Source organism: Glutamicibacter sp. GQ173 (genome assembly GCF_059759215.1).
Genome location: NZ_JCAXDT010000001.1, coordinates 771,228 through 785,400 on the forward strand (window position 1 = coordinate 771,228; position 14,173 = coordinate 785,400).

A 14,173-nucleotide genomic window follows, 5' to 3' on the forward strand; every position below is an offset into this window, starting at 1 on the left:
TCCGAAGCATGGATTCATGCTGCGTGTATTGCCAGTTCTATCAGAAACCCGAGGCTGATAGCCAACAACAACGATGCATCTCACATTAAATGGCTTCGGGAGGCCGGATCAACCGGCCTCCCGAAAATAAATCTCAGCTAGCGATTAGCATTCGACCACGTTGACGGCGAGGCCGCCCATGGCCGTTTCCTTGTACTTATCGCTCATGTCCTTGCCAGTTTCACGCATTGTGATGATGACTTCATCCAAGGTGACATGGTGCTCGCCGTCGCCCATCAGCGCCATCTTGGCAGCATTCACTGCTTTGGATGCAGCAATCGCATTGCGCTCAATGCATGGAATCTGGACCAGGCCGCCAATGGGGTCACAGGTCAATCCGAGGTTGTGCTCCATGGCGATTTCTGCGGCGTTTTCCACCTGTGCCGGGGTGCCACCGAGAATTTCGGCGAGGCCGCCAGCGGCCATCGACGAGGCCGAGCCGACTTCGCCCTGGCAGCCAACCTCAGCGCCGGAGATCGAGGCCTGCTCCTTGTAGAGCACTCCCACTGCGCCTGCGGTGAGCAGGAAGCGCACTACGGCGTCGTTTCTTTCCTCTTCATTCCAGTACTTGGCACCTGGGGCATAGTGGGTGGCGTAGAACAGGACCGCTGGGATGATGCCGGCCGCACCATTGGTCGGCGCAGTCACCACGCGGCCGCCGGAAGCATTTTCCTCATTCACTGCCAAAGCGACAAGGTTGATCCATTCCTGCCAGTAGACAGGGTCGCGGTCCTTGTCTTCCTTGCGCAGGCGCTCATGCCATTCCGGCGCGCGGCGGCGCACCTTGAGCCCACCGGGCAGCACACCGGTGCGCTCCAAAGCCGAGTCCTTGCAGTCCTCCATCACCTGATAGATGTGGACCAGTCCTGATCGGATTTCGTCCTGGCTGCGGTAGGCCAATTCATTGGACATCATGATGTCGGCAATGGACTTGCCCGTGGCCTTCACATGCTCCAAAAGCTGGGCAGCAGTGGTGAAAGGGTATGGCTGCTGTTGCAGCTTTTCTTCCAGATTCTTCTCAATGCGCTCCTCGGCGCCTTCACGCACGATGAAGCCGCCGCCCACTGAGAAGAACGTTTCATTGGTCAGTTCATTGCCCTGTGAATCGAGAGCCACAAACTTCACTCCGTTGGTGTGGCGCGGCAGTACGGTCAACGGGTGTTGGACCATGTCATTGACGGAGTAGTTCAGGTCTTTGCGCTGACCTAGCTGCGCTCCCAACTGCAAGATTCCAGTGGCATCCATCTGTTCCAGGCGTTCATCAACCTGCGAAGGCAGCACCGTTTCGGGTTCAAATCCTTCAAGCCCCAGCATGATGGCAGTGAAAGTTCCGTGCCCGCGTCCGGTCGCGGCCAGTGAGCCGTAGACATCGACCCGGATATTATCCAGGGCATCCATCTTCTCTTCACGGATTACTTGGGCGATGAATGCGTGCGCCGCACGCATTGGCCCCACGGTGTGGCTGGACGAGGGTCCAATGCCAACCGAGAAAAGATCGAATACGCTTACCGCCATGGCGGGTCACATCCTTAGAACGTCGGCAATCCGGAGTGCTCACTCCGGAAAGATGGTGTGGTGTGCAAGAGGTCATCCTTGCATCGGAACTTCCGCACAGCGTGGGGTGAACTTCTGCGGATGAAAGACTGCGGGCCCGAAAAGCGAATGTTCCGCCTTCCGGGCCCCCATCCTCACAAGATGGTGCTACTCGGAAACCTTGGCCAGATCCGGATACAGCGGATGAGCTTCGGCCAGCTTCAGAACCCGGTCCTTCAGCTCCGGCAACACCGAGGTATTGCCATCAGCACCAGCGATCAACGCCTGGGCAATGATCTCGGCAACCTCGGCAAACGCCGCCTCCGAGAAACCACGCGTTGCCAGCGCCGGAGTACCGATGCGCAACCCCGAAGTCACCATCGGCGGACGAGGATCAAACGGCACCGCATTGCGGTTCACCGTGATCTCCACCTGTGCCAGCAAATCCTCGGCCTGCTGGCCATCCAACTCCGAATTACGCAGATCAACCAAAACCAGGTGCACATCGGTGCCACCAGTCAGCACGCTGATCCCCTTGGCCGCCACATCATCCTGCGTCAGGCGCTCAGCAAGGATCTTGGCACCAGCCAAGGTGCGCTGCTGGCGCTCCTTGAACTCTTCGGACGCAGCGATCTTGAAGGCCACTGCCTTGCCAGCAATCACGTGCTCCAGCGGGCCGCCCTGCTGGCCTGGGAAGACAGCAGAGTTCAGCTTCTTGGCGATCTCGGCATCGTTGGACAAGATGATGCCGCCACGAGGACCGGCAAGGGTCTTGTGGGTGGTCGAGGTAACCACGTGGGCGTAAGGCACAGGAGACGGGTGCAACCCGGCAGCGACCAGGCCCGCGAAGTGAGCCATGTCCACAAACAAGTACGCGCCGACCTTGTCAGCGATTTCGCGGAAGCGCTTGAAGTCCAGCTGGCGCGGGTACGCCGACCAGCCAGCCACGATCATCTTCGGCTGGTGCTCGATGGCAAGGCGCTCCACCTCGTCCATGTCCACCACGTTGGTCTCTTCGTTCACGCCGTAGGGCACGATGTTGAACAAGCGGCCGGAGAAGTTCAGCTTCATGCCATGGGTCAGGTGCCCGCCGTGGGCCAAGTTCAATCCCAGCACGGTGTCGCCCGGGCGGACCAGCGCGTGGTACACCGAAGCGTTGGCCTGGGCACCGGAGTGCGGCTGGACGTTGGCGAAGTTCGCGCCGAACAGTTCCTTGATGCGCTCGATGGCCAGGGTCTCGATGACGTCGACTTCTTCGCAGCCGCCGTAGTAGCGGCGGCCCGGGTAGCCCTCAGCATACTTGTTGGTCAGCACCGAGCCCTGGGCCTGCATGACGGCCTGGGCGGTGTGGTTCTCCGAGGCGATCATTTCCAGGCCGCGCTGCTGGCGGGCCAGTTCAGCGTCGATGCGCTGCGCTACTTCTGGGTCAAGGGCAGCCAGCGACTGGGTCAGCGATGCTGGTGCTAGGGATTCAAAAGTCGGGTTGCTCATTACTGGACGTCTCCACCATTGGTGCTTGCATAGTCTGCTGCCGAAAGCAGCGGACCCTCTTCGGTCACTTCTACGGTGAACAGCCAGCCGGCACCGTAGGGGTCTTCGTTCAGGATGGCTGGGTTATCTACAGCCTCGTCGTTGATGGCAACTACCGTGCCGGTCACTGGCGAGTACAGATCGGATACCGACTTGGTGGATTCCACCTCGCCGCAGGTTTCACCGGCGCTGACGGAATCGCCAACCTCCGGCAGGTCCACGTAGACCACGTCGCCCAGGGCGTCTGCAGCGATCTGGGTGATGCCGACCTTGGCTGGGGACGATGCATCGATCCACTCGTGCTCGGCCGAGTAGCGCAATGACGAAAGAACTTTACTCACGGTATTTCCTCTCCCAAGGGAATAAGCGGGCGTATGGCTTGGCCCTACTGATGTTTAACGTTACTTGGCTCGCGTGTAGAACGGCAGTTCGACGACGACAAATGGCAAAGTCTTACCGCGCAGATCTACTTCCAGCTCGGTGCCGACTTCGCTGAATTCCGCATCCACATACCCCAGGGCCACCGGGTAGCCGAGGGTCGGAGAAGGCTGTCCGGAGGTGATTTCACCAACAGTGGCCCCGTCCTTCACGATGGCGTAGCCGCCGCGTCCCGCGCGCTTTCCCAGGCCCTTCAGGCCAACGAGCTTGCGTGCCGGGGTCTGCTCGCGCAGGGACTCCAGTGCCTTGCGGCCTACGAAGTCTTCTTCCTTCTTGAAGGAGACCACTGGGCCAAATCCCGCATCAAATGGGGTGCGATCCAGGCTCAGCTCGTTGCCGTACAGCGGCATGCCTGCTTCAAGGCGGAGCGAGTCGCGAGCGGCCAGGCCGCACGGAACCAATTCGTGGTCCGCGCCAATGGCGATGATCTTGGCCCACAGTTCGGCGGCTTGTTCATTGTCGATGATTAATTCGAAGCCGTCTTCGCCGGTGTATCCTGTGCGCGCCAGGAGCACGTCGATACCGCCGAGCACCAGCTTGGCCGCTGCGTAATATTTCAGCTCTGTGACGCTCTGGGCGGTTTCGGCATCCGCTGCCAGTTTGGAGACAATCGCCTGCGCGTTGGGTCCCTGGACTGCGATCAGGCTCTGGCGGGCCGAGGCGTTATCCACCTGCACGTCGAATCCTGCAGCGCGCTCTTGAAGGGCCACGGCCACCACGTCGGCGTTGCCGGCATTGGGCACCACGAGGAATTCTTCTTCTGCCAGGCGGTACACGATCAGGTCATCGATGATCTTTCCTTCAGCATCGAGGATCAGCGAGTACTTCGCTTTGCCCACCTTCATGATGGTGAAGTTGCCAGCCAGCGCGGTGTTCAGCGCGGTGCCGGCCTGCGGACCAGAAAGGTATACCTCGCCCATGTGGGACAGGTCGAACAGGCCAGCAGTGGAGCGCACGGCCTTGTGCTCGGCTAGTTCCGAACCGTACTTCAGCGGCATATCCCAGCCGCCGAAGTCGGTGAAGTTGGCGCCGAGTTCTGCGTGCTGGGCATGCAGGGCGGTGTGCTTGAGTTCTTGGGTGGTCTCAGTCATCTCAAAGTCTTCCTAGTCTTCGAAGGCTTCAGGAGCCGGGCAGGAGCAGATCAGGTTTCGGTCGCCACCGGCGCCGTCGATGCGTCCGACGGCCGGGAAGTACTTGTCGGATTTCAAGCTGGCTACCGGGAAGGCGGCCTGCTCTACCGAGTACTTGCGGTCCCAGCCGCTGTTGACCACAGCGGCGACCGTGTGCGGAGCGTTGCGCAGCGGGGACTGCTCGATGGTGTAGACCCCGGAGAGCACCTCTTCCATTTCTTGGCGGATGGTGATCATGGCTTCGATGAAGCGCTCGATCTCGCCCAGGTCCTCGGATTCGGTGGGCTCCACCATCAGGGTGCCGGCGACCGGGAAGGACAGGGTCGGTGCGTGGAAGCCGAAGTCGATCAGGCGCTTGGCCACATCTTCTGCGGTCACACCGGTCTTCGCGGTCAGCTCGCGCAGGTCCAGGATGCACTCGTGGGCAACCAGGCCCTTGTTGCCGGTGAACAGCACGGGGAAGTGCTCGTTCAGGCGCTTGGCAATGTAGTTGGCGTTCAAGATGGCGTGCTTGGTGGCTTCGGTCAAGCCGTCCCCGCCCATCATCGCGATGTAGGCCCAGGAGATCGGCAGGACGCCGGCCGAGCCGAAGGCGGTAGCAACTACCGGCACGCCGTCGCGCTCGGTGTAGGTGCCCGAGGCATCTCCGGGAAGGAATGGCAGCAGGTGCTCGCCCACGCCGATCGGGCCGACGCCCGGGCCGCCGCCGCCGTGCGGGATGCAGAAGGTCTTGTGCAGGTTCAGGTGGCTGACGTCTCCGCCGAACTTGCCCGGCTGGGCCAGGCCCACCATGGCGTTCATGTTGGCGCCGTCGATGTACACCTGTCCGCCAGCAGCGTGGATCTTGTCGCAGACCTCGCGCACGTCGGCGTCGTAGACCCCGTGGGTGGACGGGTAGGTGATCATGATGGCCGAGAGGACGTCCTTGTTGGCCTCGATCTTGGCATCCAGGTCATTGGCGTCGATGGTTCCGTCGGCTGCGGTCTTCACGACCACGACCTTCATGCCGGCCAGCACTGCCGAGGCGGCGTTGGTGCCGTGGGCGGAAGCCGGGATCAGGCAGACATTGCGCTGGCCCTCGCCACGCGATGCGTGGTAATCCGAGATGGCCAGCAGGCCTGCGTATTCGCCCTGCGAGCCGGCGTTTGGTTGGATGGAGACGCCAGCGTAGCCGGTGATCGCGGTCAGGCGGCCTTCCAGGTCGGTGATCAGTTCGCGCCACCCCTCGGTCTGCTCTGCTGGTGCGTAGGGGTGGATGGAAGCGAACTCTGGCCAGGTGATGGATTCCATCTCGGCAGCGGAGTTCAGCTTCATGGTGCATGAGCCCAGCGGGATCATGGTGCGGTCCAGCGCCAGGTCGCGGTCCGAGAGGCGGCGCAGGTAGCGCATCATCTGGGTCTCGGAGGAGATCGTGTTGAAGATCGGGTGGGTCATGAAGTCGCTGGTGCGCACCTGGCTGGCAGGGATCTCGAATCCTTCAGGAGCCGAGAGCTGCACGCCAAAGACCTCCAGCAGGGACTTCACAATGTCCGAGGTGGTGGTCTCGTCGGTGGAGACGCCGACCTGGGTGTCGCTGACCTTGCGCAGGTTGATGCCCGCTTCGATGGCCTTGGCGATGGTTTCCTCGGCGTTCTCGACGTTCACCACGACGGTGTCGAAGAAGGTTTGCGAGGCCAAGGTGAATCCGCCGGCAACCAGCGAGCTGGCGATCACGCGGGCGTGGTTGTTGGCGCGCGATGCAATCTGCTTCAGGCCTGCTGGGCCGTGGTACACCGCGTACATGGAGGCGCAGATGGCCAGCAATGCCTGTGCGGTGCAGATGTTGGAGGTGGCCTTCTCGCGGCGGATGTGCTGCTCGCGGGTCTGCAGCGCCAGGCGGTAGGCAGGAACTCCTGCGTCATCCACCGAAACGCCGACCAGGCGTCCTGGCATGGAACGGGTCAGGCCATCAGCCACTGCCATGTAGGCTGCGTGCGGTCCGCCGAAGAACAGCGGCACGCCAAAGCGCTGGGTGTTGCCCACGGCGATATCGGCGCCCTGCTCGCCCGGAGGGGTGATCATGGTCAGTGCCAGCAGGTCGGCGATCACGGTGACCATGGCGCCGGCTTCCTTGGCGGCGGCGATGATGCCGGCGTGCTCGGAGATCGAGCCGTTGCTGCCTGGCTGCTGCAGCACGATGCCGGAAATGTCGCCTTCTGGCAGGCCTGCGGAGAGGTCAGCGACCTCGACTTCGAAGCCCAGCGCGTCGGCGCGGCCCTGCACGACCTTGATGGTCTGCGGGAAGATGTTGGAGTCCAGGACGGTCTTGCCCTTGGCCTTCTTCTTGTTGGCACGGCGCATCATCAGCACCGCTTCGGCGGCGGCGGAGGATTCGTCCAGCAGCGAAGCATTGGCGATCGGCAGTCCGGTCAGGTCCATGACCATGGTCTGGAAGTTCAGCAGGGCTTCGAGGCGGCCCTGGGAGATTTCTGGCTGGTACGGGGTGTAAGCGGTGTACCAGGCCGGGTTTTCCACGATGTTGCGGCGGATCACCGCGGGGGTGATGGTGTCGTAGAAGCCCTGGCCGATCATCTGGGTCTTCATGACGTTCTTGGAGGCCAGGTCACGCAGGTGGGCCAGTGCTTGGGTTTCGCTCAGGGCGGCTGGGATATCCAGCATGGCGTCTTGGCGGATGTCTGCCGGAACGGCGGTGTCGATCAGGTCTTCGAGGCTGTTGTAGCCCAGAGTCTGAAGCATGGTGTCTACGTCGGAAGGACGCGGGCCGATATGGCGAGCAACGAATTCGCTATTCGTAGAAGCCGAAATCTGCGTGATGGTCATGGTGCTGGAGTCTCCACGGGGATCTGTCTTGGCGCATGCCAAAGGAAGGACGCTTTGCCTCCCCATCCCTGTTGCACTACCTGAGAGTTTTACGCGTCCGGCCAACTAAGCCGGGCGCTTGCACCTTCGGTGAACCGGTACTGGCCGGCTACTTTCCAGAGTTGCCTCGTGATGGCGGTACGGGGGCCTGAGAGTTTCCTGGGGAGGAATTGCTCCTACGGCGCCCGTCCATGGTGTGAACGGGGCTCTCCCGCCATCCGTCTATGGCGCACGCTGCCGGTCGGAGACCCGCAGCACACAACCATGTTACCTGCCTCGCGCGGAACATCAAAGACGCCTCGGCAGAAAAACTGACACAAAACTTCTAGCTCGCCGGGACGGCTAGCCGAACGTACTCGGGATACTTGGCTGACAAGGAGTCTCCAGAGGACGTTCCGGTCAGGCGGCGCTTGAGCCACGGCACCAAATGCTCGGTGGCCCAGCCCAATTCTTCCTTGAGCTTCTCGCCGCGCGAGTTCACGGCCAGCTCGGGCAGCACTGGAGCCTGGATCAGTTCGGCCCAGTTGCCCTCGGCCACCTGCTCTTCGCCCAGGACGTTGAGCACCTTGGAGGCCATCAGCGCATGGCCAAGTTCATTCATATGCAGGCGGTCTGCGGCCCAGTACCGCAGGTCCGAGAATTCCCGCCAGCGCCAGTAGTCGGCGATGATCGCGCCGTGCTTGTCGGCGATCTCGCGGACCTTCTCGTTATAGATGGCCGTGCGCGGGCGAGTCCTGGAAAACAGCGGGGACTCGACGGTATCAAAACCGGTAAAGAGCATCACGGTGCAACCAGCATCGGAAAAGCGGCGGATCATTCCGTCATAGCCGCGCATCAGCGCGTCCAAATCCGCGGTGGGGCGAAGGATATCGTTTCCGCCGGCGTAGATGCTCACCAGGTCCGGAGCCATGGACAGCCCCTGGTCAAGCTGCTGGTTGATCACCTGGCCAATTTTCTTGCCGCGCACCGCAAGATTGGCATATTCCCAATCCCCCTGCGCGCTGAGCACTTCAGCAACCCGGTCGGCCCATCCGCGCACCTGGTTTGGACGTGCTGCGTCGGCATCGCCAACGCCTTCGGTAAATGAATCACCCAATGCCAGAAATTTCTTCACTTCAATCCCACTTCATGTTCCTGATGATCTTGCGTAGTGCCACGAGGCTAGCTGGATTACGCTTTGGCGTTCTTGGCCAAGATGAGCTGACGCGCCAGCTGGCTGAGCTGCACCCCCGTAGAAACATCTCTGGCGCCTTCATTGCGTGACGGGATGAAGCCAAAACCCAACTGATAGGCCGGGTCTGCAAAGGCCAGCGAGGAGTTCGCGCCATCGTGTCCATAGGCAAAAATCGAGCCGTAGTCGATGCGCGAGGTGGCTTTCATGAATCCCAAGGCGAAGGCGTGCAGCAATCCGTTGGTGCGGTCATGGCCGTAGACCAGCTCCGTGGAGACCTTCGACCAAGTCTCCTCGCTGAGGAATCCGCTGGAAGCGCCGAGGGCAGGAACTGCTCCAAAAGACGCGGCATAAATGGCAGCCAAGCCCTGGGCATTGGCTACGCCACCCATGGAAGCTGGGCCAAGCTCGCGAACCTGTGCGGCATTGGCCAGTTCGTGCCAGTTGTAGACTGGGCCGCTTTCCAAGGCGAATCCGGAGGAGGAGTTCACGGCAAGGCCAGCCGGTGAGAAGGGATCGAAAAATTCGGTGGAAGTTTCGGCTGCCGGCAAGACGTCGCGGTAGCGGTATTCCAGCGCGGGGTCCTGCCCGATATAGGCATCCACCCCCAATGGCTTGCGGATTCGCTCTTCAAAGACCTCCTTGAGTTCCTTGCCGGTGACCCTGCGAACCAGTTCTTCCATGAGTATTCCCATGGTGATGGCATGGTAGCCCACGATGTTCTGGCCCAGCGGCCAGATACTTGGCATGGACGCCAGGACCTTGGCGTATTCTGCCGAGTTCAGCAACACCTTGCTGGGCACTCCGCCGGGAACACCAAGGACGCCAGCCTGATGGCTGAGTGCTTCACCGACGCTCAGGGAATTTTTTCCACCATCACCGAATTCCGGCCAGTAGGTGGCCATCGGCACGGTGGGGTCGATCAGGCCATCCTGGACAAGCAGGGCAACGACCAGCGCGCCTAGCCCCTTGGTGCAGGAGAAAACACAAGTCAACGCATCCCCGGAAAGGTGATCACCTACGCTGTGGCTGAGCACCAGCTCGCCTCGGTGATATACGGCCAGCTGCGCCGAGTAGTTTTCTTCTTCGGCAGCTCGTGCTTCGAGAGCCTGAGCCAACGGTGCGAAATCTTCGCTGATCACCAAGTCCATTTACATCCTTAAACTGCTTTTCGCTTTTCAACTAACCCTAGTCGGATTCCGTGCAATTCACGATTGGCGCCCCGAGCACCCCTACCAGCATATCCGTACGTCAAGTCACAAGTTTGCCAGGCTTTGACCGTTTATCCCATGGTTCATACCGCTGGGCTCGGGAAACTGTGAGCCAGCCCGGAAGGCAGGTTGCCCGCTTTGAGGGCAGCCACTAAATTTGTCATGCTTCCCACCAATATTTGAAGGAGATGATCTCGATCGCATGACTGTGGATAGTGACACGCTAATACCCCAGAACCAGGATGCAGAACTCAAGCGGGTGATCGGCCCCAAGCTGCTGCTGTTCCTGATCATGGGCGACATCATCGGCGCAGGAATTTTTGCCATCACCGGCAAGGTTGCGGGACAGGTCGGCGGCGCAGCGTGGCTGCCATTTCTGATCGCTTTCGCCATCGCAACCCTCACCGCGTTCAGCTACCTGGAACTGGTGACCAAATACCCTCAGTCCGCCGGCGCTGCGCTGTATGTACACAAGGCTTTCGGCGTCCATTTTGTCACCTTTATCGTGGCCTTCACCGTGGCTTGCTCTGGCATTACCAGCGCTGCCACGTCGGCAACCCTGGTGGGGCAAAACCTGTTGATCGGCTTTGGCCAATTCATTGACGGTGTGCCTACGACCCCGCAGGCGGGTATGTGGGCGGCCATTGTCATCATCGTTCTCCTTGCACTGATCAACCTGCGCGGTGTGGGCGAGAGCGTACGGTTCAATCTGGTGCTGACCATCGTTTCGCTGGCGATCATGGCGGTGATTATCGGCATTGGCTTCGCAGTTATCGCTTCGGGCCAGGGCGACGTGAGCCGCCTGGTGGTCTTCGAGACCCCTTCGGATCGCAACCTCTTCGCCGCGGTGACCATGGGTACGGCCATCGCGTTCTTCGCCATGGTGGGCTTCGAGGACTCGGTCAACCTGGTGGAAGAGACGAAAAACCCGAACAAGATCTTCCCGAAGATCATGCTAACCAGCTTGGGGTTATGCGCCGCGATCTACATGCTCGTGGCCATCACCATCATCATGGTGATCCCCACCGGCGACCTGCTGAATCCGAAGAATCCGGATGCCGGCATCCTGTTGGACGTGGTGCGCATCGGCGCACCGAACATTCCAATCGATACCATCTTCCCGTTCGTGACTGTCTTTGCGGTGGTAAATACGGCGCTGATGAACATGCTCATGGCAAGCCGTCTGATCTACGGCATGGCGCGCCAGGGCGTGCTGCCGCAGTTCCTGGGAAAGGTGCACTCCACCCGCCGTTCCCCTTGGGTAGCCATCCTGTTCAGCACCGCCCTGGCCATCGCCTTGGTGGCCTATGTAAACCTGGGCAGCGAGAACGGCATTGTCGGTTCCCTGGGCGGCACAACTGCGCTGCTGCTGCTGTGCGTCTTCGCGGTCGTGAACGTTTCGCTGCTGGTGCTGCGCCGCGAGAAGGCACCGGACGATGCGTTCCGCGCACCGACCATCATCCCGATTCTTGGCGTGGCCTTCTGCTTGTTCCTCGCCGGCCCATGGGCGCGTTCGCGCGCCGACTGGGTGCAGTACGAGATCGCGGGCCTGCTATTGGTCATTGGCGTGGCTCTTTGGGCGCTGACCTGGCTGATCAACCGCGTCAATTACAAGAAGGGCATCATCGAGACCCGCCCTGGTAACTACAAATAAGTAGTTTTGGCAAAAACATGGCCCATCGGGAATTTCCCGGTGGACCATGTTTTTTGCTCTATGCCCGGCGGCAGGACCTAGGCTGGCTGCTCGATGGTTTCCTGCCGGAAGCGAAGCTTCCAGCCGCTGGCACCTAGCTGCCACCACGAAGAGACAATGAGCGTCCCGGTGTCGACTGGCTTCATCCGGTAGGCCAACAGCACCATTTCCTCGCTGATCTGGCGGGTGGCCAAGACCTGCATCTGGCCGGTGCCAGGAAGGGAAGATCCAGCGCTCAAGAGCGATCCGATCGTCGCGACATCAAGCAGGCCGCCATGCCGGGTCACTTCCTGGTAGCTCGGGTGCAGGAAATCCTTGAGCTCAGTGAAACTGGACCGGATCTGCGGGTCGAGGAAGCCGAGTTCAAGTTCGTAGACCGTGGCCGCGAAGTCGGCACCCGGCTCCGCGTGCACCTGGGCGGCGGGCGGAACTTCCGATGACGCCGGAATCGGTGGCGCAGTGGCGGTGCCGTCTGCGGCTGCTGCGGAGCGTGCGCCACCGGCGTAGCCGGGTCCAGCATCCACAGCGGTGCCCTGCTGATGCGCCGTCGCTGCCGCCCGCGCGCGGTCATCGGCAGCTTCGTTCAGCTCATGGCCGGCGTGCCCCTTGACCCATTCAAAGGCGTACTTCCGCCCTTGGATCGCGGCATCAAGTTCCTTGAGGATGTCCTGGTTGAGGACTTGTTTGCCATCGGCCTTTTTCCAGCCGCGCTTTTTCCATCCGGGCATCCATTTGCTGATGCAATTGATCGCATATTGCGAATCACAGAGGATCTTCAGCTCTTCATCCGGCAGGTGCGCGGTGGAACGGAAGAGCTCGAGGACAGCTTGGAGCTCGCCCATGTTGTTGGTCCCATGGTCCCAGCCGCCAGCGGCCCAGTTCTCTTCGTCTACGTACCAGGCCCAACCGGCCGGCCCGGGGTTGCCGAGGGCGGATCCATCTGCAGCAGCAATGATCGTCATGGTTTAATCCTGCCACGCTAAGGGCCTGGCTCCGGCTCATGGATTGGGCCATGTCGCCGCCAGATCTATGGCGTTGTTCGCACTTCATCTTGCCGTGCGCTGGCTACTATGGGTGGCGTGAAGAAAATCTTGCCATTCTTGGCGGCCACCAGCCTGCTATTGGCCGCGTGCTCGGCGCCCTCGACCGATCAGTTCAGGGAGCAGGACCCAGAAGGCTATGCGGCCTGCATCCATTTTGGCGGCGGGCTCGACGCGCCCCAGGGGGTTGGAGAAACCAATATGCAAAAGGCCGCAGCCCATGGTGCGCAATCCACTACCGGGCAAGTGCGCGATGCGGTTGATCTCCGAGAGCCGCAAGCCCCTGAGATCACGGATCTTGAAGGATTCAAGAAGGCCTGTGAAGCTCAGGGGTTTGACTACTAGCCTGCCAGTTCAGCGGGGTACAGCGGATTGTGCCCGGACTGCACGCGCTCTTGCGGGCGCACCGGCGCCGGGGCCGTGCCTTCTAGCCACGGGCCCTGGTCGGCCAAGCGCTCGCGTTCTGGTGCTTCCAGCCAGTTCTCCAAGACCGGCCCCTTGGGGATGATCTGGGTGGGGTTGATATCTTCGTGGACCACATAGTAGTGGACCTTGATCTGCTCGAAGTCGATAGTGTCGCCAAAGCCGGGAGTCTGGAACAAATCCCGTGCATAGCCCCAGAGGTTCGGCATTTCGATGAGCTTGTTCCGGTTGGTTTTGAAGTGCCCGTGGTACACCGGATCGAATCGAACCAGGGTGGTGAAGAGCCGGACATCTGCCTCGGTGATGTGGTCGCCCATGAGGAAGCGGCGGGTGGACAGGCGCTCTTCAAGGAAATCCAAGGTGGCAAACAGCCGGTCATAGGCATCGTTGTAGGCGCTTTGGCTGCCCGCGAAGCCGGCGCGGTAGACGCCGTTATTGACTTCGGTGAAGATGCGCTTGATCAGCGGGAGCATCTCCTCCAGCTGGTCTTGCGGTATCAGGTTGGGCGCGCCTTCGCGATGGAATACTTTCCATTGGGTGGACAGGTCCCAGGTGATTTGCGGGTAGTCGTTGGTGACGACCGCCCCGGTGGGAATGTCCACGATGGCCGGTACGGTGATGCCCCGCGGGTAGTCGGCAAAGCGCTTGAAGTAGTTCTCTTGAATGCGCTCGGTGCCAAGGACCGGGTCTTTCCCGCTGAGGTCCAGGTCAAAGGTCCAGCTGCGGGCATCGTGCGTGGGGCCGGGCAGCCCGACAGACAGCGCGTCTTCCAGGCCCAATATTCGGCGAACAATCAGCGTGCGGTTGGCCCATGGGCAGGCGCGAGCCGCGACTAGCCGGTAGCGTCCGGCTTCCACCGGCCAGAGCTGGGCGCCTTCGCCGACGCCGGCGTCCGGGTGGCCGATCTTGCTGTTGTTGTGTTCGCTGCTGTAATTTGCCGGGTTCGCATCAGCCACGATCCGGTCTTGGATGTAATTGGTATCCCGGGTGAATTCCCCGCCGGTGACATAGGCACCCTTGGTTGAATATTCCTCGCTCATCTTTTCCCTCCACAGTCCGTCATGCCAATCAAGATTGCGCGCTCCCCTATCGACACTATGGCAAGC

Annotated in this window: 11 protein-coding genes and 1 riboswitch; of the genes, 2 read left to right on the forward strand and 9 right to left on the reverse strand. The window is 61.0% G+C overall.

The genetic code is table 11. The annotated features are described in order from the left end of the window. Nucleotides 1-144 precede the first annotated feature (144 nt). The 7 genes from AC6CHO_RS03660 to AC6CHO_RS03690 all read right to left on the reverse strand — a co-directional run bounded on the left by AC6CHO_RS03660 (nt 145) and on the right by AC6CHO_RS03690 (nt 9,851). Nucleotides 145-1,554, reverse strand: a complete 1,410-nt coding sequence (locus tag AC6CHO_RS03660) for an L-serine ammonia-lyase (protein WP_146276049.1) — start codon at nt 1,552-1,554, stop codon at nt 145-147. Between the two features lie 186 nt (nt 1,555-1,740). Then, nucleotides 1,741-3,063 (reverse strand): serine hydroxymethyltransferase, encoded by a 1,323-nt coding sequence (glyA, locus tag AC6CHO_RS03665; RefSeq protein WP_498213745.1) that lies wholly within the window; start codon nt 3,061-3,063, stop codon nt 1,741-1,743. Beyond that, nucleotides 3,063-3,443, reverse strand: a complete 381-nt coding sequence (gcvH, locus tag AC6CHO_RS03670) for a glycine cleavage system protein GcvH (protein WP_060702456.1) — start codon at nt 3,441-3,443, stop codon at nt 3,063-3,065. The genes glyA and gcvH overlap by 1 nt, the downstream gene beginning before the upstream one ends. A gap of 60 nt (nt 3,444-3,503) precedes the next feature. Next, a complete protein-coding gene (gene gcvT / locus AC6CHO_RS03675) occupies nt 3,504-4,631 on the reverse strand; it encodes a glycine cleavage system aminomethyltransferase GcvT (protein WP_444662316.1) in 1,128 nt (375 codons plus the stop codon). A 12-nt stretch (nt 4,632-4,643) separates the two neighbouring features. Further along, nucleotides 4,644-7,490 carry an aminomethyl-transferring glycine dehydrogenase gene (gene gcvP / locus AC6CHO_RS03680; protein WP_498213746.1) on the reverse strand — a complete coding sequence of 949 codons (2,847 nt, stop codon included), beginning with the start codon at nt 7,488-7,490 and terminating at the stop codon, nt 4,644-4,646. A gap of 165 nt (nt 7,491-7,655) precedes the next feature. Then, a riboswitch (glycine riboswitch) is annotated at nt 7,656-7,753 on the reverse strand. Between the two features lie 101 nt (nt 7,754-7,854). Next, nucleotides 7,855-8,643, reverse strand: a complete 789-nt coding sequence (locus AC6CHO_RS03685; protein ID WP_498213747.1) for an SGNH/GDSL hydrolase family protein — start codon at nt 8,641-8,643, stop codon at nt 7,855-7,857. 56 nt (nt 8,644-8,699) lie between these two features. Continuing rightward, the gene (locus AC6CHO_RS03690; protein ID WP_498213748.1) at nt 8,700-9,851 is read right to left on the reverse strand and encodes a serine hydrolase domain-containing protein; all 1,152 of its coding nucleotides are present in this window, start codon (nt 9,849-9,851) and stop codon (nt 8,700-8,702) included. Nucleotides 9,852-10,113: 262 nt separating this feature from the next. Here AC6CHO_RS03690 and AC6CHO_RS03695 point away from each other — a divergent pair, with 262 nt between their 5' ends. Beyond that, nucleotides 10,114-11,565 carry an APC family permease gene (locus tag AC6CHO_RS03695; protein WP_498213749.1) on the forward strand — a complete coding sequence of 484 codons (1,452 nt, stop codon included), beginning with the start codon at nt 10,114-10,116 and terminating at the stop codon, nt 11,563-11,565. Between the two features lie 77 nt (nt 11,566-11,642). On the opposite strand, the gene AC6CHO_RS03700 is transcribed toward AC6CHO_RS03695, so the two are convergent. Next, nucleotides 11,643-12,566: an RNase H family protein gene (locus tag AC6CHO_RS03700; protein WP_498213750.1), complete on the reverse strand. Its 924-nt coding sequence runs from the start codon at nt 12,564-12,566 to the stop codon at nt 11,643-11,645. Nucleotides 12,567-12,683: 117 nt separating this feature from the next. Between AC6CHO_RS03700 and AC6CHO_RS03705 the strand changes: the two genes are divergently transcribed. After that, a complete protein-coding gene (locus tag AC6CHO_RS03705) occupies nt 12,684-12,989 on the forward strand; it encodes a hypothetical protein (protein WP_498213751.1) in 306 nt (101 codons plus the stop codon). On the opposite strand, the gene AC6CHO_RS03710 is transcribed toward AC6CHO_RS03705, so the two are convergent. Next, a complete protein-coding gene (locus tag AC6CHO_RS03710) occupies nt 12,986-14,107 on the reverse strand; it encodes a glutathione S-transferase C-terminal domain-containing protein (protein WP_498213752.1) in 1,122 nt (373 codons plus the stop codon). The two genes, AC6CHO_RS03705 and AC6CHO_RS03710, sit on opposite strands and share 4 nt — an antisense overlap. Nucleotides 14,108-14,173: the final 66 nt, after the last annotated feature.